This window comes from Bythopirellula polymerisocia (assembly GCF_007860015.1).
In the GTDB taxonomy this organism is placed as follows: domain Bacteria; phylum Planctomycetota; class Planctomycetia; order Pirellulales; family Lacipirellulaceae; genus Bythopirellula; species Bythopirellula polymerisocia.
Genome location: NZ_SJPS01000002.1, coordinates 656,951 through 676,938, shown reverse-complemented (window position 1 = coordinate 676,938; position 19,988 = coordinate 656,951). Strand labels below are relative to the sequence as shown.

Genomic DNA, 19,988 nt, shown 5'->3' with positions numbered 1-19,988 from the left:
ACGGCCCGAAGACAGATATGCCAACCCGGTTGGACAACACACGTCATATTTAAGTATCCTACCAACGGTTGCAATAGTCGGCAAACCAGAGTTTCTCTTAAGTGGAAAAAAACCTGCTAGGACCTGCGCCAGCATTCAGGAAAGGCCTAAAATGTCGGAAAATGTTGAGCTGCTGTTGGAAACCAGCCGGTTTCGTGTGGTGGAGCACATCCTGTCGACAGGGGAAGGAAAAAACAGCTTGCGCCGGCAAGTTATTGAGCATCCTGGCTCCGTGGCAATCATCCCGCTCCTGGAAGGGGATCGTGTTTGTCTGATCCGGAATTTCCGCATTGCCGTCGAGAAAACATTGATCGAGCTACCAGCTGGAACCATCGATCCTCCGGAGTCGCCTGCAAATACAGCTGAGCGTGAATTGCAAGAAGAAACTGGCTATTTGGCCGAACGATGGCTGGGACTCCCCGGATTCTATCTGTCACCGGGTATTTTGCATGAACGCATGCACCTTTTTGTCGCTGATCATCTCACAGCAGGTCCAACTGCCCGAGAATCCGGTGAAGAGATCGAAAACTTGATCGTTCCATGGGACGATGCAGTAGCGATGGTGCTGAGTGGTGAGATTGAGGACGCCAAGACAGTCGTCGGCATCTTATTGTGGGATCGGTTGCGGAAGGGCTGAAATCGATGGGCTGATTCGCTTCATTGCAAGCTTCGCAGGAAGAGCGTCAGTAGAGGCGCTGCTGCCAGGCACGCACCGAACACGGCCAATCCCGTCGGAGGGGAGACACTCCGCAATCGATAAACGGCTGGCAACAAGACGAGCGAAACGACACCGACGATCGCTCCCGCAAAAAGTAGCAGTTCTTTGAGCATTGCCAGGCTTTGGGCCTGGGGATCTGCCTTGAGCCAATAGTGGATCGCCAGGACGGCCAGATTACAGCCAAACAGAGTCGTAATCGATACCGTCCAAGCCACTGTGATTGCTTCACTTGCCTTTGATTCTGAGGGAGCACGATAGCGAAGCTTTTTAGAAGGCTTGGGCTTTCTGGGTGGTTTGCTTTTTTTTGTGGACATTGGGAATGTTTCGGGAATCTCACAGTGTTGCAAAAAGGCAGCGTACTGCCGCAAAATCATTAAACTTCTTGCCCAGCGGCCTGACTAGCCGCCCCATCTAAATTCTCGAGGAATATGATTTGCGAACAGGTCAGTTGTAAGCTATTTTTTCTTCGGCGGAGTGTTTTGCTATCTCTTGCCCCTACTTATCCCTGTGCGGCCCTACCCACCCTTGCCGCAATAGCTGCTTCGACAGCCCCATATTCAAGCCCACCCAACAGGTGATACCACCAAATTGGCAGCACTTACTTCGTGTGCGCGAACAAACGGAACTCTAGCCATGTCTACTATCCAGTCATTTGAAACACTGCAGGAAGTTCTAGAGCCATTAGGAGCGATCCGAAATGAAAACGACGATCTTGGAGAATGGATTCATGATTCATTTGCTGCCCTAGAAAAGTTGCATGAGGAACTAACGCAGTGGCAGAGCGAATTGGCACGCAAAGAAACTGAACTTAATCTCCGCGCGGATTCGCTGGAAAAATATCCACAGATTGAATCCGACGTTCAAACGCACCTCGCGCAGCTTGAGAACGAATTGGCGTCCGTCAAGGAAGAATCCAAAAAACTGGAAGAAGCGAATAGCGGGCAACTCTTGGAATTCGAGGAGTTGGAGAGTGAATGCACGAAGCTGAAGGAAGAATTGGCGACTGCCCATGAGCAGATCAATCAGCTTGAGAGTTCGCTCGTGTTTGAACAACAGCGTTCAGGGGCAGATCGGGAACTTTGGCAAGAAGAATTTCGACAATTACGCGACGCACTTGACGAATATCATGCCAGACTCTTTACCCGACTGGAAAAGGTCACGATTCGCAATGAGGAAGCAGTTTCTGACCAACCAATACCAACGACATCCGCCCGTTCGATTGCCAAGAGCGCCGAACTTCGTCAGAGTGCCAAGTCTCGCCGTAAGCCTAAGAAGTGAGAATGTCATGGTGAGTGGGTGAAGTTAATCGTTGTGCCGAGTATCTTTATCCACCCAGCATTTCGCGTACTCACCCTTCTAGATACAAATGGTAATATCCCTATTGGTCTCAATTAATTTTTCTAATCTCATGAACTACCGTCCCCATGCCGCACATTCTAGCCATAGCTTTGATGCTGATGGAAATGAAACTGCACTGGAAGATTTCCCCTCGCGTAGGCTCCACCCGGAGTCGGAGCAGGTGCGGTTGTTGTTAGAAGAACTTGACGACGTGGTGTTCCAGGCGATACGGGGAGATGCGAACTCCCTCGCTCAGGCGCAGCAGTTGTGGCCCCGAGTTATTCATGAAATTGGCTGGGACCTCGTCGAAGAGTCGCGCGAGCAATACTTGCGCTATGCCGTTGATGTTATGCGGAATGTTGAACCCGACCGCAAGCACCAACCGGAACATGCAATCGCTGCTTTGGAGGTGATTGAACTGCTAACGGGAGAATAGTGGAAAGTCGTGACTCAAGAGCCATGCTTCTGGCAATTATCTCTTGAATCTCAGCTCTCGGTTACCCGGCTGTCACGCCCATCGAATCGAAGAATTGCTGGAAGAGGTAGTGGCTATCGTGGGGACCCGCCGATGCCTCGGGATGGTACTGCACACTGAAGGCGGCAACCCCTAGATGTCGCACTCCTTCGATGGTGCCGTCGTTCAGGCTGCGGTGAGTAACCTCTAAATCCGAAGGAAGGGAAGCTTCGTCGACCGCAAACCCGTGATTCTGGGAAGTGATCTCCACGCTCCCATTCCCTAAATGATGGACAGGCTGGTTGGCCCCGCGGTGGCCAAATTTCATCTTGAAGGTCTTAGCTCCACAAGCAAGGGAGAGTAGTTGGTGCCCCAGACAAATGCCGAAAATCGGCTGCTTGCCCAGTAAGTCTTGGATGGTGCCAATCGCATAGTCGAGCGGTTCGGGGTCTCCTGGCCCGTTGGAAAGAAACACGCCGTCCGGATTGAGGGCCAAAACTTCTGCGGCCGTCGAAGTCCCTGGGAGCACTGTCACTCGGCAACCCTGGTCGACCAGATGCCGAGGAATGTTCCATTTCATGCCGTAGTCGAGAGCAACGACATGCGGAAGGTCGTTCGGGGTCGAGGACGACCCGGCTGACTTAGCATTCAGATGCGTCCAATCGCTGACTGATTCGCTCCAATCGGTAGGCTGGCTGGGCATTACTTCTCTTACCAAGTCGCGCCCCACGAGTCCTGGGCTCGCTTGAGCCTTGGCAACTAAACTCGCGTCGTTCAAATCAGTGGTAGATAACACACCACGCATCGCACCTTGTGAGCGTATGCGCCGAACAAGTGCGCGGGTATCGATCGATTCGATAGCGACTACGCCCCATTTTTTGAGATATTCTGCAAGGGACGACTCCGACCGAAAATTGCTTTCGATGCGACTGTGCTCACGTACGACAAATCCCGCCAGATGAGGGTGGCCACTTTCTGAATCTGCTTCGTTGACTCCATAGTTGCCGATCTGGGGATACGTCATCGTGACGATCTGACCGCGATAGCTGGGATCGGTAAGAATCTCCTGGTAGCCAGTCATTGAGGTGTTGAAGCAGACTTCGCCATCGACTTCACCATCAGCGCCAATAGATGTGCCGATGTAGACGGTGCCATCTTCGAGAGCTAGTTTTGCCGGTTGTACCATTTGAGCGGGGTGTTACTTTACGTGCGAGGTGCAGGGAGGGATTTGGCGGTTAAGCCGGGTCAAGCGGCGCGACGATAGCCAGAAATAGGCTGTGGGTCTCCGGAAGTCGGACTCAAGAGAGAGTCCTCCGGTCAGCCTAAACTTCGAGGGTTCTTGCCCCGGCGAGCAGGGACCCTCATTTTTTGCGCTTCGCAGATTCTAACAAGTCATAGCCCGGAGATGTAGGGGCTGAATCAAGATCCGCGAATCGATTAACTGCTAAGCGGCTAGGCTACCAGGTCCAATTGCCGCTGGGTGCGGTCAGCCGCGCACGAACATCGCCTACGGCAGCGACTTCTTCGATTTCTTCGGCGACCTTCCAGGGCAAAAGTTGCACGCCGCCAGAGGCGCTGACTACAAAATCCTTGCGCCGTTTCACAAAGGTCGCCTGGGAATTCACTCGGCGCGGGGCATAGTACTCGCTCAGAACAAGTCCGTGTGTCAACTCGGCCAATTCAAGCTCTGCCTTGTCGAGCAATCCTTGCTTGTCTAGCAGGGCGGCTACGACGGCCAGATCCATCGCATTACGAAGTGCTCCGAAAGAAGAATCGTGGTCGGCCAATTCGTTGAATCGCTCTGTGAATTTATTGGCCCAGGCAGTGGCAGTTGCTCCCGACTTTGAACTGCTTTGGCGTTCGCCAGCAGAGTTGAAATGATCTTCTTCAGTGAGGCATTGAACGCCCTGGCCGCGAAGTTCCCAGGCAAGACCGGCTGCATCTCGAGCCAGCGGTTCGTACTTGGGAGCGAGCCACCAGCGAGGAGTCGCACTGGTACTACCTCGGCTTGAGGCAAGCATTTCCATAAAGCTTGGCATGTCGCCCAACGGAGCCGGCTCAAATCCCATCGCCAAGCGCTTCATGCGGAAGTCGGCTGCGACCATCGTCCGAGCAAAATGGCTCGATTGTGGGACGCCGGTCACCGAAACGACTTGTGGACCGAGGGCATCTTCCATGGCGGCCATGGTTTGGTCGGGATTTCCCATCGAGTGGAATCGACGCATCACACCGCGAAGGCGCTGCATCCCTTCAGGGGTCGGATCGATCGAGCAGGAGATCGCTTCGAGTTGTGGGACATCGCGGGCACGCAAAGCTACGACCAAATCTTCTAAGAGCAACACGGGACGTCCGGTCGTGGCCCCAACAACGTTACCCAGCTGATCGACGCGCCACCCTTCGGCAGGTCCGGCGATGACGACATCATTTTTTTCAGGATAAACAAACACGTACTGCACACGCTGCAGACCAGCTAAATAACGGACTGATTCTGGAAGATCAGTCCCACTGGCTAAGTGTTTTGCAACTTCGGCCTCGAGTTGCTTGAGGGAGACGGCGCGCAGATCGGTAAAGGCCTGCAAGTCCTCGGGCACGGCAGCAAGGGCTGATTCTCGCAGACCGGCCAATACAGCTTTGTCTTCGATCGTGGGGGCCTCGACTACGCCATCTGCATTGACTGCAATTCCACCGACTGCTTGTTGAACGATCTGAGCTGATAGATCGACCGTGGCCAGACACCAGGCGAGACCTAAGCTCAGAAAAAAGAAAGGACAACGATAGCGTGAATAAACTTGGTTCATCTCTGCTGCTTCTCCTCAAGACCAAATCGGTGATGATTCGGTGGAACGATGCGACGCAATCTCGTCGAGTTAGGACAAGACATGGGACATTCGATACCTCGTGCCCACACTCTTTAGACTAGTCGGTAAAGTGCAGAGATTCAATATTTTTCGCCCTATTTCTCTGGCCTGACAAGCCAGAATCCCGTTTGGCTTCGCTGGAAGGGAGTCCCAGGAGATAAATTGAGAGCAGAAGGCACGATTCTGCGGGTTTTGACGACAATTGCTGAAGTGCTCTGTGGAATAGATTTTTGCGGTTTGTGCCAGCGGACCCCGCCTTTTGGGATGCAAACCGGGAAGCGAGGCAGGTCCAAGAAGTGAAGCAATCGGTTACAATGAATACTTTAGATCAACAACTTGCCTCAATTCTACCTGCATGAATGCTTATCTTATCATCCGCGAAGGCTCTAAATGGGCGGATGTCGTGCGCCTTGTGCCCGGAGAATCGGCCTCCGTCGGCCGAGCACCTACCAACACAGTCGCTGTGAAAGACGAGCGGTGTAGCAGGAATCATGCTGAAGTTTTCTTCACCCAGGGAAAATGGATGCTCCGTGACCTGGAGAGCCGTAATGGCACCCTGGTAAGTGGCATCAAACTTTCTAGAGATCACGAGCTTCAGCCGGGGGACATTATACAGATTGGCAACTCCCAGTTGGCATTCGTACATGATCTGACCCAGGCTTTTCCGGAGTCGGGGAGTTTTCTAAAATCGTCGAAGTCGATGGGTGACCCTGACGCCCTCACTGGCGAGATGTTTGAGGACGCCGAGAGCGTTTTCGAATCTTTCGAGCCGACCATGATCACCCATCGCAAAGATCAGAGCCGTTTTCTCGACGAGTCGGATCTGGACGAGAGTGATGAACTTTTCCCCAAGGTGGGGCGTGCTGCGGCAAAGCTTTGCCGACTGGCATTTGAATTGGCTAAGTCAACAGACGTGGTCTCACTCGCGAACGCGACACTCGCCGGACTGTTTGAGGGAACCAACGTAGATGCTGGTGCGATCTTGCTCCGCTCGCATGATAGTTCAGGCAAACGTCAATCCGAAGAACTGGATGTAGTGGCCTCACGTAGCGACAGCGAACATTCCTATCACCGTGTATCGTCTTTTCTTACTTCAACAGTTCTGCGCGACGGCCAAGCGGTGATGGCACGCAATGTGATGGATGACAGTGATCTAGGTAATCGTGACAGCAAAGGTGAAATTCTGGCGACAAGTGTTATTTGCGCACCAATCCGCATGGAGGGAAGCATTTTCGGGCTGATTCATCTCTACACAACCGGAACCGAACATACGACAGATCCCGAGGATCTAGAATTCACGTTGGCGGTGGCAGATACGGTTGGCGTGGCTCTGGAAAACATGAACAAGCGACAGGAGTTGGCTGAGAATCTCAACCAGATGCGCAGCGAGAACGTACAGCTTCGCGAGCAGTTGGGAGTGCAGAGTGAGATTGTTGGTTCCAGCGAAGTGATGATGGCTGTATCGCAGCAGATTGCGCGGGCTGCTCCCAGTCGGGCTACGGTTTTGATTCGCGGCGAGAGCGGTGTCGGCAAGGAGTTGGTTGCCCGCGCTGTTCATTATTCCAGCCCACGAGCAAAAAAGCCGTTTGTGTGTCTCAACTGCGCTGCTTTGAGCGAGTCTCTGCTCGAAAGCGAACTATTCGGCCATGAAAAGGGTTCTTTTACGGGGGCTACGGAGCGAAAGATAGGTAAGTTTGAACAGGCCGACAAGGGAACCTTGATGCTTGACGAGATTGGCGAGATGGGCCAGTCACTTCAAGCAAAGTTTCTGCGTGTGCTCGAAGGACATCCTTATGAGAGGGTGGGTGGTACGCAACAGATCAAGGTCGACGTGCGAGTGATCGCTGCCACCAATCGCGATTTGGAGAAAGACGTTGCGGAAGGAAAATTCCGTCGCGACTTGTATTTCCGTTTGCACGTGCTGGAAATCATTGTTCCTGGACTGAGGAAACGTCCGGGCGACATTCCTGAACTGGCCGAGTTTTTCCTGCGCAAGTTCAGCGAAGAAACTGGTCGCAAACTCAAGGGATACACACCTCGAGCGATGGAGGAGCTACTCCGATACCGTTGGCCAGGGAATGTCCGTGAGCTTAAGAATGTTATTGAAAGGGCAGTCGTACTGGCCCGGGGTGACTACGTCGATCACACCGATCTGGTGCTCACCGCATTGAAAACGGCCGGCGACACTGAGGTTGGTGTGGAATTGGCCAATCCGCAGGACTATGAGCCGATGTCCCTGGCCGACGTGGAACGAATTCATATTCTACAGACTCTCAATTCAACCGGCTGGAACAAGAGCAAGTCGGCTGGGATCTTAGGGGTCGAACGATCCACGTTGGACCGAAAGATCCGGCGGTATGGGCTCGTCGAAGAAAAGTCGCGTGCAAGGTAAGCACTCTTCATGAAATGGTGCCGTGAATAAGATATTCGATGCCATCGTCTGTGGTTCCTGTGTTGTGGATGTGCTTGTACGTCCAGTGCCCTTGGAGACTCCAATTGGCGGCGGGCAGTTGGTGCGTACCGAGCCACTCCTTCTCACCACGGGTGGAATTGTCTCCAATGCCGGGACAACACTCGCCAGAATGGGTATGCGGACAGCAGCCTTGACTTATGTCGGCAACGACGAGTGGGCCGAGGTCATTCGCACTCGCTATGCGTCGGAAGGTATTGATACATCACAACTTCTCACCCACCCATCGGAGCCCACAAGCACAACGGCCGTGCTGATCGATCCCCAAGGAGAACGCAGCTTCTTGCACGCCGTTGGCGCACCAAAGCAACTCAAAAAGAGTGTCTTCCTCTCAAAGCTTGATTTCTTCGCCCGTAGTCGAGCGATGCTGCTGGGGTACTATTCGCTTTTGCCGAACCTTCAGGAAGACTTGCCAGAGGTGCTGAAAGCTATTCAGGGGGTTGGATGCATCACGGCTCTTGATGCGGCAGGAGATGGTGGCACAATGGAACCACTTTCAGCCTGCTTGCCTTTTCTCGATGTGTATATTCCCAGTCTTAAGGAGGCCAAGCATCAGACTCGCCAAAGCGATCCACAGAAAATCCTGCAGACATACCGCTCCGCTGGAGCGAAGGGGCTTCTAGGCGTGAAGCTCGGGGAACAGGGCGCCCTGCTGAGTCCACGTGCTGATGAATTCACAGAAGTTTCACCGATTACTCCGCCTGGACCTGTAGTCGATACCACGGGAGCGGGCGACAGCTTCCTGGGAGGATTGCTGACAGGGATCTTGCGAGGCATGAGTGTTGCAGATGCCGGACGGCTCGCTGCAGCATCCGGGGCGTGTTGTGTGACGGGTTTAGGGGCAACCAGCGCGATTCGAGATTTTGAAGCAACAGCGAAACTGGCGGGCGTTGGATGAGGTATACGTTCTTAGACTGCGAATCTTAGATTCGTAGGAATCGCTATCAAAAATCATTCGCCGCGACATACGCATCGATCACCGCCTGCTCGCCAGCGGCACCCTCTTGCGAGTTGCCGTGTTCCATACCACAGACTCCCTCAAATCCTTTTTTGTAGATGTGGTGGAAAACGTTGCGGTAATTAATCTCCCCGGTGCCAGGTTCTTTGCGCCCGGGGTTGTCTCCAATTTGGAAATAGGCGATCTCGTCCCAGGCCCTGTCGATGTTGTGGATCAGATTCCCTTCGGAGATTTGTTGATGGTAGATGTCAAAGAGGATCTTGCACGAGGGGCTGTTGACCGCTTTGCAGATTAAGTAGGCCTGAGGCGTGTGTTGTAGGAACTGCCCTGCATGGTTGGCCCACCAGTTCAAGGGTTCTAGTACCATCACTAGGTTGTGTAGTTCAAGTATTCCTGCAGCTTGCCGTAAACACTCTATCACGTTGGCTGTTTGAAAATCCAGTTGCAATTTGTTGTCAACGTGTCCAGGCACAACCGTCATCCACTTTGCATTGACGCGCTTCGCGACGTCGACAGACTCGCGAATACTTTTGAGAAAACTATCGCGGCTTTCTTGGCTGCCGCTGGAGAGATCTGGTTTCTCCCATGAAACTTTATTGGCAACGAATACTCCCATGGTCATGCCGAGGTCAGCCATGGTCTGGCCTATTTTCTCCTGCACACCGACAGGTCGACTAGGCATGCTGTTGTCTTCCCAGGCAGTAAATCCTTGTTCGGAGGCGAAGCGTAGTTGGTCCAGCAAGTCGGGGCCAGCCAACGACTCGAACATGCCAAAGTGTGGTGCAAATTTCAGGTTGAAATGATGCTTGGGCGAAGCAGGTTGGGCAAATACAGTGGCTGCTCCTGACACTAGGCTCGCACCTACTACCCCCGTGGTTGTCAGAAAATCTCGACGTTGCATAAGGAGGTCTCCTATAGACGTTGCAGACAAGTTGAGCGATTATTGTAGCCAAGAATATCCCGATGCGAACACGTTCGGTTTGAATTTCCTGCCGAAAGTTATGTCGGCGGCTATTCGAAAGTTATTCGCGAGTGTCTAGACTTCGAAACGAATACCTTGAGCGAGGGGCAGATCGGTAGAATAGTTGATCGTGTTGGTAGCACGGCGCATGTAGAGTTTCCAACTATCGCTGCCTGATTCGCGACCGCCGCCAGTTTCTTTTTCTCCACCGAAGGCACCACCTATTTCAGCACCGCTGGTGCCAATGTTTACATTCGCGATGCCGCAATCGGAGCCGGCTGCCGAGCAGAATAGCTCTGCTTCGCGGACATCGTTGGTGAGAATCGCGGAAGCGAGTCCTTGGGGAACACAGTTATGGATGCCAATGGCTTCGTCGAGACTCCTGTACCGCATGAAATACAGAATCGGAGCAAACGTTTCCTGCTGAATGATCGGTGCATCCGAAGCGATCTCGACAAGGGCGGGTCGGACATAGAAGCCACCTTGAGGCACATTCGAGGTCATGCGACCTCCACCATGCACAATGCCACCTTGTGACTTTGCAGCGGCGAGAGCCGACTCCATGGAATCGAAAGCGCGTTCGTCTACCAGAGGGCCGACTAACGTGCCATCAGAAGTAGGGTCACCGATGGGAAGCTTCTCGTAGACGCCTAGCAATTGGTCGCGGAGCTTATCGGCGATCGATTCATGGACAATCGCACGTCGGAGCGAAGTGCACCGCTGCCCGCAAGTTCCAACAGCGGAGAATGTAATCGAGCGGATTGCCAAGTCAAGATCGGCAGAGGGTGCGACGATCATACCGTTGTTGCCCCCCAATTCCAAAAGTGAGCGACCCAAGCGGGCTGCCACATTCTGGGCAACCGCTCGGCCCATCGGGACAGATCCGGTGGCCGAAATGAGCGGTAGTTTGGGCGAAGTCGCAAGTGATTGGCCCACGTCTGCTCCGCCTACGATCAGACTTGAGATGGCCGGGGGCACTTCGGGGTTATCGGCAAGAACTTGCGAAAACAGTGTCTGGCAGGCGATGGCGGTCAGGGGTGTTTTTTCGGAAGGCTTCCAGATTACTGGATCGCCGCATACCCAGGCGATCGCAGCATTCCAGGCCCAAACGGCGACGGGAAAGTTAAAGGCAGAGATTACACCGATAGGTCCCAGCGGATGCCATTGCTCAGTCAGCCGATGGCTTGGGCGTTCGCTAGCAATCGTTTTGCCATAGAGTTGCCGGCTTAGTCCTACAGCGAAGTCGCAGATATCGATCATCTCCTGCACTTCACCGAGAGCTTCCTGAGTTATCTTACCAGCTTCCCAACTCACGAGGGTTGCCAGTGACTGCTTGAACTCACGGAGTTTCTCGCCGTACTGACGGACAAATTCGCCTCGCACAGGCGCTGGGACAGTTCGCCATTTTACGAAGGCAGCGGTTGCTTCCTTCACAACCGCTTCCACTTGGCGAGCATCTGCCATCTTGAATTCGGCGAGAGTCTGGCCATCGATAGGTGAACGAACGTTAAGAGATTCTCCTCGGCCTGGTTGCCAGTTACTGCCGATTGAGATGGCTAGATGATCATTTGGTAGACCCAGTTGTTGGCAAGCTTTTTGAAGGTGTGCGTTCATTCTTAAGTTCCAGTTGGGGACCAGCGACTCGTTGAGTCGCGGCTAGGGCCTTGGATCAGATTGAGCGATTACTCGTCATGTTCCGTGGTGCTGAAGCGAGTAGCGGTGAGAGAGTCGTAATACTGCCCGAAGCGATTCGTGATGAAGCGTTCAAAGTCGACTTGCTCTTGCCGTACGAAGCCACTCGCTGGCAGTTCGCCCTTAGCATGCATGTCAAGGACCGTACAGATGCCCGCGGCGGTAGTGATTTGGATTGCGCTCCAGTTTTCCTCTTGAATTTTTTCATGATAAATCTTGCGAGCATCAGTGATCTGCACCAGTTGTCCGCGGCGCATGCCGGTGACAGTGCAGAAGGTTACCACCACGTCTTGATACGTAATCGGCACCGCATTTTCCAAGATGTCCTTGAGAATCTCGCGGCGTTCGTTGAGGCGGAGTTCGTTGACCAGCAGCAGCATATGCTCTTGATGGCCGATGTATCGGATCGTTTTGTAGTTGAGTTGCCGTACCTTGCCGTCGAGTGTTTCACACAAGGTTCCCAAACCGCCGCTGGTATTGAAGGCCTCATAGCGGACGCCATCGAGTGAAAAATGTTCCAATCCTTCCAAAGGCAAGACGTCGATGCGTTGATTCTCGTGGATCGCTTCACATGGATTGCAGTATTCGTTGATCAAACCATCGGTCGACCAGGTGAGGTTGTACTTCAGCGCCCCTGTGGGAAACTGTGGCAAGGCCCCCACTCGCATCCGGACCGAATCAATCTGGTCGAAGGAATGCGTAAGATGATTAGCAACTATCGAGATGAATCCAGGTGCCAACCCGCATTGCGGCATGAAGATTTGCCGCTGGGCAGCTTGTGAAGCGATATGTCGCACAGCCTGCGTTGTGGAGACGTCCTCGGTCAGGTCGAAATAGCTTGTGCCAGTCTCCAAGGCGACTTGAGCCACTCGTGGATTGAAGGCAAAGCTCAGCGCCGAGATCACAGAATCGCAGTTCTGCATAGAAGCCGTGAGTTGCTTGCTGTCCGAGGCGTCAATCTGCAAGGTTGTGACCTTAACTCGGTCAGCAATCCGCTGGAGTGCAGCCGCGTTTGCGTCGCCGACGGTAACTTCGTAGTCACCTGAGTCGACCAAGAACCGAGCGATCATCCGGCCGATTTTCCCTGCACCCAGCAATAATACGCGATGCTTCATTCTATTCTTCTCTGGAAAGGTAGTGTTAAAATGGTTGATGGGTTGGCTTGACAGTGAGAATAGCAGATGGGTGGATGATAAGGACAGTCGAGTTGCGCTATTACGTGAACTTGCTGCGCACAAGTTTCAATTGTCTCAAAGTCAATCTTTTGGTCCACTGGAAAGCAGGGAAATCCAATAAAGTCTGAATTGTCAAGAGAGGGAGTTATGGCCAACGATACGATCGACGCACTGACCGCTTTTACCTGGGAACGCCAACCATCCGCATCCCGTTTGGTCTCGCAGCTTCTAGAAAAATTCGTGACCGCGAACACGGACATTGCCCGCCTCTCCGAAAGACTCCGCGACGAAACGGGAAATCGAATAGGGGATTGGGTGGATGCGTTCGTGGTTCCCGTCGATTGGTTTAGCGATTTGCCCAACAGTCTCGTTGAAACGGGGTTCATCGATTCGGGGCAAAATACCTGGAAACACCCGGAAGGCATATTCCCGGTGGTTAAGCTCACTGAGAGCGGATCAGCCAGTCTTCATGTGAAAGTGGAAAGTGTTGACGACTTTGCGGCTTGCTATCCGGTCCTTGCTGCGAAACCCCGAGGCAAAGCGGGGAGCGCTCATCGTACTCTGCTTGTTTCAGAGGACAACGATACGCTGCTTGTGGCTGTTGAGCGACACGGGTGGAGCGGTTTTGGTTTTTCCAGTGAAACTGATGCTGACATCGCTGCAGCTCGCGAACATCTTGCCGTATTCTGCGAACGTAAACGCCACTTCGCCGACGCCGAGGCGGGTTACGCTTATACCAAGAAACTGATTGAAGATGCAGTCGCCGAGATTGGCATTGATCGGGCTTGCGCGTTATTTTTTGCAGCTGAGCGACGTTATTGGCAAAGCCGTAACCACGCAGCACAGGTTCAGTTCGACCGCCAGCAGAAGTTGGGGCTTGGCTGGGCAAACCACGACCATCACACTTACCGTTCAAGTCGTGCTTGCTTTCACCACTTGGTAGAGATGCTCGAGTTATTGGGCTTTCATTGCCGCGAAAGATTTTACGCTGGTATCGAAGCGGGCTGGGGAGCGCAGGTTCTAGAGCAATCTGGGGCGGGATTCGTCGTATTCGCCGACGTCGATATGTCGCCCGAGGAAATCACTGGCGATTTTGCCCACCTCGGCTTGCCCTTGCGGCCTGAGTTGGGCACGGTTGGACTCTGGTGCCAACTCCACGGCGAGGCGTTTCTCTCAGCGGGGATGCATCATCTCGAATGTCAGTTCGATTTCGATCGGGCACGTCAGCAGCTTGCCGACGCTGGAGTCAATACAATGGCTCCTTTTACCGATTTCCCTCATTTGCGTCAGGCCTTCACTACGGGAGAAATTTGGAAAGTCGACTCAGTGCGGATCGACGTCGCCCTTTCTGCTGGCCAGATTTCTCCCCAGGATGCTGAACAATTCCGCCGCGAGGGGGCCATTGGTTCCCACTTAGAGATTCTGGAACGCAATGACGGCTACAAAGGTTTCAATCAAACCGGCGTCAGCGACATCATTGCACGTACTGATCCACGCAAGTGGTAGGGAGTAGTTTCTCAATCAATTTTGAGTTCGAAGATAGCTTCGATTTCCACCGCCATCCCCGCGGGGAGGGAGGCCGCTCCAACGGCACTTCGGGCAGCGATGCCAGCCTCCTCGCCAAAAACATCTCTCATCAATTCACTAAACCCGTTGAGCACTGCAGGTTGATCGACAAAATCTGGTGTGCAGCGCACCAGCCCAAAAGTCTTAACCAGTCGCTTGATGCGGTCGAGGCTGCCACAGTGGGCTTGCAGCGAAGCCAAGACAGCCAAGCCAGTTAGTCGAGCGGCCAGTTGTGCGGCGGCGAGATCCAAATCTTGCCCGACGATACCACAGGTCAGTTTGCCATCCGGTTTCAGGGGGCCATGTCCTGACAGATAGAGGAGATTGTCGACTTCGACAATGGGTCGATAGAGTCCCATAGCTTTGGGGGCTGGGGGTAATTCGACTTTCAAGGCTTCCAAGCGGGCGTCTGCACTCACGGTATTGCTTCTCTCAATTAAGGTTTGTCATAGACTTGACTGGGGTCGAAAACACGTTCGCCCTCCAGGACGAATTCGGAGCCGTTCCATTTGCGGAAAAAACAGCTGGGGTAACCTTCGTGGCAGGCAGCCCCACCGATCTGTTCGACTTTCAACAAGATTGTATCCGCGTCACAGTCCAAGTAGATCGCTTTTACGATTTGGAAATTCCCGCTTTCTTCACCTTTGTGCCAAAGCCTTTTCCTGCTACGGCTGTAGTAGACCGCTTGGCCGGTGGCAAGCGTTTGGTCCCACGCTTCTTGATTCATATAGCCAAGCATGAGTAGCTGTCCACTTTCTGCATCCTGAGCAATGGCGGGTAAAAGGCCATTGCCCTGGGCGAAATCGGGAACTGTTCGTGTTTCTTTAGGCATGGCAATGGAGAGATAGCATCGATCCTGTTGATTATCTGAGCCCGCATCGGGGCCAATCGTTAGCTTACTCTTTGCAGTTGGCGTTGAATACAGGTCCGTCTAGTCTCGTGGGTTAATCGCTAAGATCGTCAGCGTGGGTAAGATTGAATCAATCGGTGGGTATTGCCAAATCCTCCAGGTCAGTGGGAAAGTGAGTCGATGCTTCCGATAGTGAATCTCAATATTGAGCAGCGTTCGATTTCGTCGGGCACTGTCCTTTGATTGACCCTCAGACAGGAGTCAGCATGTTGAAAGAGCAACTCACGGTCGTCTTGCCGATGCATAATTGCGAGCGGGTGATTCGTTCGTCAGTGCACAAGATACTTGAATTTTCGGTTCATGCTAAACTGAGTCTTGATCTAGTGATCGTCGATGATGGCTCGACCGACGACACCTTTGAGACAGCGTGCGAGCTCGCTTGCAGATTTCCTCAGGTCAAGGTACTCAGGCAACCCTTCCGTAGTGGTCTAGCAGCCGTGTTGGATTTGGTCCGCAATCGGCTCTCCCTCGAAATGGTCGTCCTGCATGATGGGGTTTCGCCAATAAGCTCATTGGAACTTAGGAACTTATTGCTAGACGAGCAAGGAAATCCCCGACTCGTGAACGCGAGTGAAGCACAGACCCAGTCAGGCCTCGACTCACACGGATCCAGGCGATTCAGCGCTGTGCGAGCCTTGCAGAACACCATGGAGCGTGCCCATCGGCAGGTCGTTGGATTTAGTTGGCTTCATTTGGAAAAACCCCTAGTGCCTCGTCGTCGGCACCAAACCACAGACCAAGTTCGGCCGACTCCATGCGCCGGAGCGACTGGCTTGCCGCTTGCTGATTGTCTTGCAGGCATTCCTTCGGGATTTTCTTCACTACCAATGCTTCCTTGACGTGATGGGTGTTGGCTCAAGTATTTGTTCAAGCTTGCATTCGACAAACTCAAAGAAGCGCCTGATTGATTTTTCGCCTAGATGTCCATGAAAGCTATCGAAGCATCCAGCCCAAATAGAGGCTGTTCATGGTACTTTCTTGATTGCTGCCATGGTTTGAGTTCAATGCATTCGTAGACTCTTGACCTTGCAACGCGACCAGGATACGATGCAATCTGTCAGTGGAAAATCGCTTCGTGGCACCTGACGTATAACTTGGAGATACAGAAGCGGCTTTTCAATATAGGCATTCACCGCGGGCAAAACCTCTCTCGGCTGGTTGGTTGGTGAGTTTCCTACATTTCGCAACTTAAAAGCAATGACGGCTATTTGTTGCGCCTTTTTCTACATTGAAGATGTAACCAGCTATTTTCCGGAACAAAAATAGTGCTAGAGGCTCTATGCTCGGCAGGTTTCTCTGCCGTCGATAGGCAGTATGCCCCTAGCACGATAATTCATGGAGACTTGGTTTCTAGTCTCGTGGAGGAGTGCGCCCAAAATGAGTACCGTCGAATACAATTACGATAACAACGGTTTCGAAGTCCCAGTCCCTCGAACGAATCCTAAAGCTGATCATTCTGCTCAGCCTGCTCAAGCACCGATCACTTATCATCGCATCCAGGAAGTCTGCGCTCAGCAAGGTGCGACGACTCGGGCCCTTTCACGCAAAATGGACATTGGCGTCAACGAGATTCGCGAGCAGGAGAACCCCCACACCGATCTAAGGATATCAGATTTGCTGCGGTGGCAAAAAGTCTTGGAGGTCCCGTTGGTCGACCTGTTGGTAGACAATGAAGGACCTCTTTCTGAACCTGTCACGCGGCGGGCAAATATGCTTCGTGTGATGAAGACGGCGAAAGCTATTCAAGAATCGACGCACGATCGTTCGGTCAAACGACTCGCCGACATGTTGGTGAGCCAGATCGCGGAGATTATGCCCGAATTGTCAGACGTTTCTGCCTGGCACACCGTGGGTCAACTTCGCACACAAAACGACTTAGGACGGATCGTTGAACGATCCATTCCGGACTCGTTTTTTACAGAACCCAATCGCGGCTATTAAGAAGGTGAGCCGAAGGCGAAATCCTCCGGTATTGCCGTTCCTTTACTTCAAGAGAGCTTGTACTTGATCAAACAACTCAGGTGAACTAGCCACGCAATAGTCCCCCTGGGCAAGTTGATATTCATTTCCAGCAAAAGAACCAACAACCCCGCCTGCCTCGGCCACCAACAGTACGCCGGCTGCAGAGTCCCAACTATGGATCGCCGCTGCCCAGTGGGCGTCTAACCAACCGCAAGCCACATAGGAAAGGTTGAGCGCAGCAGACCCGGTCCGACGCACCGCTTGACAGGCAGGACTGATGCGCAAGAAAGCTTGAATGTCCGGTGAGTCAGGGTGTATTTCCGGCGGAAAACTCACCGCCACCAAGGCCCGGCTCAAATCGGTTTCACGGCTGATCCGGATCGGTTCTCCATTGAGCCAACTTCCTTGTCCCAATGCTGCCTTGAAGCAGTTGTTGGCAATTGGATCAAAAACTACGCCAGCAACTACCCGGCCGGCTTCCGCCACGGCCACCGAAACACAGTAACAGGGAAATCCATGGACGTAGTTGGTCGTGCCGTCCAGAGGGTCGACCACCCAGCAGTAGGGCTCTTCGAGCTGAGTTGGATCAGGGCTTTCTTCCCCCAGGAAACCATGCTCAGGAAATGCCGAGCTTATTACCTCGTGAATCGCCTTCTGTGAGGCTAGGTCGGAATCAGTGACCAGGTCGTGAGCTGATTTTTCACGTGTCGTGAATCGCGAACGCCAGCGGATGAGTTCTTCCGCGCCCCGGCGAGCTGCAAGTTCACAGGTTACAAGCAATTCTGTTGATTCTGGCATGAATAATGCTCTTCCTGATAGTTTAGCCAATTTGCATCAACGTAAAACCTTATCGAATAGGTAATAAGGGCTGAACGTAGCAAAATTGAACAGCGGTTCAAGCAAAAATCTAGAAGATTCTCCCCAGAAAGCTGGACACAGAGTTCTGAATTGGTATGATTATGGATGAACAAGTGAACTGGGGACAAGTGTTTCTTCAGTCAACCCAACCGCGAAAGTGTGGAAGGTGTTTGCCTAATATCTATTATCCCCCCCCAAGAAAACATTTGGCCTCTTCTCTGTTCCGGCCCCGTCGCAGCACCTCGGTGTTCGGCGGGGTTTTTTTTATCCTCAGAATCCAAGCTGGGATTACGATAGCAACAATTTGCAGTGCATTCATGTTTCTCAATGAATTTGGAGCATAACAATTCTACTGAGGTAATGTGGCAGCTTCGTGGTCACGATGCGCTACTCAAGACAGGCTCTTTTAGTGCGCATCTGAATCTTCAACGCCCTGTCTTAGGTCTTCGCACGATCTCTGCAGAATCCGTTTCTCTTACTGGGAGTGTGTTAGGAATTGGACTTGCGCAAGGTTTTTCCGAGCAAGGCCTGTCAATCAACGAGGGGTTTGACTGCTTTGTCCGTGGCAGAGACCTAGTGGCGAGATATCCAGAGACCCACTCGCAGCCATTTTCACTGGATGTATATTGGCGAGTTGAAATAACTGATTCGAGACTAGTGATAATCGATGCAATTGTCTCGCTGCAAACATCTCTTCTGGAAAGTTATCCCAAGGTGCAAACGATCACTTCGATTCATGCCAAAGAAGCCTGGTTCGTTCCTGATTCTCATAAGAAAGCAAGACTGATCTCCTCTGGACAAGAACTTACATGTGATGAATTCGCAGGGGTATTGCTGCGTGGTGCAAAGGGAAGTTGGAGCTATTTGGAGATGACACATCCAGAGGACTTGGGCACTTGGCAAGCCGTTGATGATCAGTCCGACAGTTGGACATTGCAGCGAACTCTTGGTGGCGAATTCCAAGAGAAAGGGGTCATTCGCCGCTTGCGAGTCCGCGGCCTCTTTATCCCGCGCGAGGGAGATATCGAAACCGCACCCCGCCTGCTCAAAGATTTCGCAAGTTCACTACCTCCACTGACAGCTTAAGGCCAAGGGTTTCTTTGGGAGGAACGGGTCGGCCCCGCTCAAGTAAGCTATGGAAGCTGGCGAAGTGAGGTGGTGCAAGGAAGAGTTTACTATTCCTGCCACGAGTGTGGTGTAGCGAAGCGAACTTGATCCGCCTCGCTTGCTAGACATAAACTTTGCTGAGGTTGCAAATGTACATTCAGAGTGAAACCGATTCACACTTAGTGCTAGTCGGCATTCCGGGTCGGCGGATCTGGATGATCGTGTTGTGCGGTTGCGGGGCACTCATTACTACCGGTGCAGTCGCTTTGATCTGGATGACCTACCAAGCGAGCGGCGGATGGAGATGGTCGTTTCTACCTCTATCGATAGGAGTGCTCATTGGCCAAGGGTTATTCTGGATAGGGGCTATCACTCTCGGAGTTGGGCGATTGACGCTGGTGCTCGACTCTTCGACAGGGACAGGCGATTATCAAGTAAGATCGCCCGTGATTGAAGTAGGAAAGCCATGTAGCTTCAAACTCGAACATGTTGATAGTGTGATCGTTGAAGCTACCAACGAGTGGCGGCCCGGTCATGATGACCGACCTGAAACTACTGCCACTGTCCAGAGAGCGATTTTGCGTATTAAGAGTCCGCGAAGATCGATTACGCTTGATGAAACCGAGAACAATCGCAATGAGCGCGTGGAATCCTTAGCCAAATCTGTCGCAGCATTCCTAGGCAAGCAGGTACAGTACATGGTTGGAAGCTAGCCAGTCGAGGTGTAACCCGTCGCAACGAGTAGGCCCCTACGCTATTTAGCCCGACGAAGTAAATGGTTTTTTTGATTAGATAATTCCCACAAAATGCTACGGTCGAAAGAACCCGTCGATTATCTTCAGCGGTCAATCATGCGCTTCCACTCCTTCGCTGTTTAGGAGTAGCGGTACGACTCTGCTTTCCCAAGCACCATCATTTATGG

Annotated in this window: 19 protein-coding genes; 10 read left to right on the top strand and 9 right to left on the bottom strand. The window is 52.7% G+C overall.

Going from position 1 to position 19,988, the window contains the following annotated elements; all coding sequences use genetic code 11:
* Positions 1-151: 151 nt before the first annotated feature.
* Positions 152-676 carry an NUDIX hydrolase gene (locus tag Pla144_RS08855; RefSeq protein ID WP_146450169.1) on the top strand — a complete coding sequence of 175 codons (525 nt, stop codon included), beginning with the start codon at positions 152-154 and terminating at the stop codon, positions 674-676.
* A gap of 20 nt (positions 677-696) precedes the next feature.
* Here the strand turns inward: Pla144_RS08855 and Pla144_RS08850 are convergent, their stop codons facing one another.
* Positions 697-1,071: a hypothetical protein gene (locus tag Pla144_RS08850; RefSeq protein ID WP_146450167.1), complete on the bottom strand. Its 375-nt coding sequence runs from the start codon at positions 1,069-1,071 to the stop codon at positions 697-699.
* Between the two features lie 319 nt (positions 1,072-1,390).
* Here Pla144_RS08850 and Pla144_RS08845 point away from each other — a divergent pair, with 319 nt between their 5' ends.
* Positions 1,391-2,035 carry a hypothetical protein gene (locus Pla144_RS08845; RefSeq protein WP_146450164.1) on the top strand — a complete coding sequence of 215 codons (645 nt, stop codon included), beginning with the start codon at positions 1,391-1,393 and terminating at the stop codon, positions 2,033-2,035.
* A gap of 88 nt (positions 2,036-2,123) precedes the next feature.
* The gene (locus tag Pla144_RS08840) at positions 2,124-2,531 is read left to right on the top strand and encodes a hypothetical protein (protein WP_146450162.1); all 408 of its coding nucleotides are present in this window, start codon (positions 2,124-2,126) and stop codon (positions 2,529-2,531) included.
* Positions 2,532-2,592: 61 nt separating this feature from the next.
* Here the strand turns inward: Pla144_RS08840 and carA are convergent, their stop codons facing one another.
* Positions 2,593-3,735 carry a glutamine-hydrolyzing carbamoyl-phosphate synthase small subunit gene (carA, locus tag Pla144_RS08835; RefSeq protein ID WP_146450161.1) on the bottom strand — a complete coding sequence of 381 codons (1,143 nt, stop codon included), beginning with the start codon at positions 3,733-3,735 and terminating at the stop codon, positions 2,593-2,595.
* A gap of 271 nt (positions 3,736-4,006) precedes the next feature.
* Entirely contained in the window at positions 4,007-5,347 is a 1,341-nt protein-coding gene (locus tag Pla144_RS08830; protein ID WP_146450158.1) for a DUF1598 domain-containing protein, read from the bottom strand.
* A gap of 415 nt (positions 5,348-5,762) precedes the next feature.
* Here Pla144_RS08830 and Pla144_RS08825 point away from each other — a divergent pair, with 415 nt between their 5' ends.
* Together Pla144_RS08825 and Pla144_RS08820 are read left to right on the top strand one after the other, a co-directional pair.
* A complete protein-coding gene (locus tag Pla144_RS08825) occupies positions 5,763-7,799 on the top strand; it encodes a sigma 54-interacting transcriptional regulator (protein WP_146450156.1) in 2,037 nt (678 codons plus the stop codon).
* A gap of 22 nt (positions 7,800-7,821) precedes the next feature.
* A complete protein-coding gene (locus Pla144_RS08820; RefSeq protein WP_146450154.1) occupies positions 7,822-8,775 on the top strand; it encodes a carbohydrate kinase family protein in 954 nt (317 codons plus the stop codon).
* Positions 8,776-8,821: 46 nt separating this feature from the next.
* Here Pla144_RS08820 and Pla144_RS08815 read toward each other — a convergent pair whose 3' ends face one another.
* The 3 genes from Pla144_RS08815 to Pla144_RS08805 all read right to left on the bottom strand — a co-directional run bounded on the left by Pla144_RS08815 (position 8,822) and on the right by Pla144_RS08805 (position 12,603).
* On the bottom strand, positions 8,822-9,736 hold the full coding sequence (locus tag Pla144_RS08815) for a hydroxypyruvate isomerase family protein (RefSeq protein ID WP_146450152.1): 915 nt from the start codon (positions 9,734-9,736) through the stop codon (positions 8,822-8,824).
* Between the two features lie 135 nt (positions 9,737-9,871).
* Positions 9,872-11,410 carry an L-piperidine-6-carboxylate dehydrogenase gene (amaB, locus tag Pla144_RS08810; protein ID WP_146450150.1) on the bottom strand — a complete coding sequence of 513 codons (1,539 nt, stop codon included), beginning with the start codon at positions 11,408-11,410 and terminating at the stop codon, positions 9,872-9,874.
* 68 nt (positions 11,411-11,478) lie between these two features.
* On the bottom strand, positions 11,479-12,603 hold the full coding sequence (locus Pla144_RS08805) for a saccharopine dehydrogenase family protein (RefSeq protein WP_146450148.1): 1,125 nt from the start codon (positions 12,601-12,603) through the stop codon (positions 11,479-11,481).
* A gap of 207 nt (positions 12,604-12,810) precedes the next feature.
* Between Pla144_RS08805 and Pla144_RS08800 the strand changes: the two genes are divergently transcribed.
* Entirely contained in the window at positions 12,811-14,169 is a 1,359-nt protein-coding gene (locus tag Pla144_RS08800; protein WP_146450145.1) for a hypothetical protein, read from the top strand.
* Positions 14,170-14,180: 11 nt separating this feature from the next.
* Here Pla144_RS08800 and Pla144_RS08795 read toward each other — a convergent pair whose 3' ends face one another.
* Together Pla144_RS08795 and hisI are read right to left on the bottom strand one after the other, a co-directional pair.
* Positions 14,181-14,648 (bottom strand): RidA family protein, encoded by a 468-nt coding sequence (locus Pla144_RS08795; protein ID WP_146450143.1) that lies wholly within the window; start codon positions 14,646-14,648, stop codon positions 14,181-14,183.
* 17 nt (positions 14,649-14,665) lie between these two features.
* The gene (gene hisI / locus Pla144_RS08790) at positions 14,666-15,061 is read right to left on the bottom strand and encodes a phosphoribosyl-AMP cyclohydrolase (protein ID WP_146450141.1); all 396 of its coding nucleotides are present in this window, start codon (positions 15,059-15,061) and stop codon (positions 14,666-14,668) included.
* A gap of 284 nt (positions 15,062-15,345) precedes the next feature.
* Here hisI and Pla144_RS08785 point away from each other — a divergent pair, with 284 nt between their 5' ends.
* Positions 15,346-15,978 (top strand): glycosyltransferase, encoded by a 633-nt coding sequence (locus tag Pla144_RS08785; protein ID WP_146450138.1) that lies wholly within the window; start codon positions 15,346-15,348, stop codon positions 15,976-15,978.
* 538 nt (positions 15,979-16,516) lie between these two features.
* Complete coding sequence (locus tag Pla144_RS08780) at positions 16,517-17,080, top strand: helix-turn-helix transcriptional regulator (RefSeq protein ID WP_146450136.1); 564 nt, start codon at positions 16,517-16,519, stop codon at positions 17,078-17,080.
* 42 nt (positions 17,081-17,122) lie between these two features.
* On the opposite strand, the gene Pla144_RS08775 is transcribed toward Pla144_RS08780, so the two are convergent.
* On the bottom strand, positions 17,123-17,899 hold the full coding sequence (locus Pla144_RS08775) for an inositol monophosphatase family protein (RefSeq protein WP_146450133.1): 777 nt from the start codon (positions 17,897-17,899) through the stop codon (positions 17,123-17,125).
* Positions 17,900-18,286: 387 nt separating this feature from the next.
* Between Pla144_RS08775 and Pla144_RS08770 the strand changes: the two genes are divergently transcribed.
* Both Pla144_RS08770 and Pla144_RS08765 read left to right on the top strand, forming a co-directional pair.
* Positions 18,287-19,045 (top strand): hypothetical protein, encoded by a 759-nt coding sequence (locus tag Pla144_RS08770; RefSeq protein ID WP_146450130.1) that lies wholly within the window; start codon positions 18,287-18,289, stop codon positions 19,043-19,045.
* Between the two features lie 170 nt (positions 19,046-19,215).
* A complete protein-coding gene (locus Pla144_RS08765; protein ID WP_146450127.1) occupies positions 19,216-19,779 on the top strand; it encodes a hypothetical protein in 564 nt (187 codons plus the stop codon).
* Positions 19,780-19,988 lie beyond the last annotated feature (209 nt).

Bases quoted from the DNA above. Each gene is read 5' to 3' on its own strand.
- Pla144_RS08765 (WP_146450127.1), top strand. From the start codon at position 19,216: ATGTACATTCAGAGTGAAACCGATTCACACTTAGTGCTAGTCGGCATT.
- Pla144_RS08850 (WP_146450167.1), bottom strand. From the start codon at position 1,071: ATGTCCACAAAAAAAAGCAAACCACCCAGAAAGCCCAAGCCTTCTAAA.
- Pla144_RS08825 (WP_146450156.1), top strand. From the start codon at position 5,763: ATGAATGCTTATCTTATCATCCGCGAAGGCTCTAAATGGGCGGATGTC.
- Pla144_RS08840 (WP_146450162.1), top strand. From the start codon at position 2,124: ATGGTAATATCCCTATTGGTCTCAATTAATTTTTCTAATCTCATGAAC.
- Pla144_RS08775 (WP_146450133.1), bottom strand. From the start codon at position 17,899: ATGCCAGAATCAACAGAATTGCTTGTAACCTGTGAACTTGCAGCTCGC.
- Pla144_RS08800 (WP_146450145.1), top strand. From the start codon at position 12,811: ATGGCCAACGATACGATCGACGCACTGACCGCTTTTACCTGGGAACGC.
- Pla144_RS08845 (WP_146450164.1), top strand. From the start codon at position 1,391: ATGTCTACTATCCAGTCATTTGAAACACTGCAGGAAGTTCTAGAGCCA.
- carA (WP_146450161.1), bottom strand. From the start codon at position 3,735: ATGGTACAACCGGCAAAACTAGCTCTCGAAGATGGCACCGTCTACATC.
- Pla144_RS08805 (WP_146450148.1), bottom strand. From the start codon at position 12,603: ATGAAGCATCGCGTATTATTGCTGGGTGCAGGGAAAATCGGCCGGATG.
- Pla144_RS08785 (WP_146450138.1), top strand. From the start codon at position 15,346: ATGTTGAAAGAGCAACTCACGGTCGTCTTGCCGATGCATAATTGCGAG.
- Pla144_RS08855 (WP_146450169.1), top strand. From the start codon at position 152: ATGTCGGAAAATGTTGAGCTGCTGTTGGAAACCAGCCGGTTTCGTGTG.
- Pla144_RS08830 (WP_146450158.1), bottom strand. From the start codon at position 5,347: ATGAACCAAGTTTATTCACGCTATCGTTGTCCTTTCTTTTTTCTGAGC.
- hisI (WP_146450141.1), bottom strand. From the start codon at position 15,061: ATGCCTAAAGAAACACGAACAGTTCCCGATTTCGCCCAGGGCAATGGC.
- Pla144_RS08815 (WP_146450152.1), bottom strand. From the start codon at position 9,736: ATGCAACGTCGAGATTTTCTGACAACCACGGGGGTAGTAGGTGCGAGC.
- Pla144_RS08770 (WP_146450130.1), top strand. From the start codon at position 18,287: ATGAATTTGGAGCATAACAATTCTACTGAGGTAATGTGGCAGCTTCGT.
- amaB (WP_146450150.1), bottom strand. From the start codon at position 11,410: ATGAACGCACACCTTCAAAAAGCTTGCCAACAACTGGGTCTACCAAAT.
- Pla144_RS08780 (WP_146450136.1), top strand. From the start codon at position 16,517: ATGAGTACCGTCGAATACAATTACGATAACAACGGTTTCGAAGTCCCA.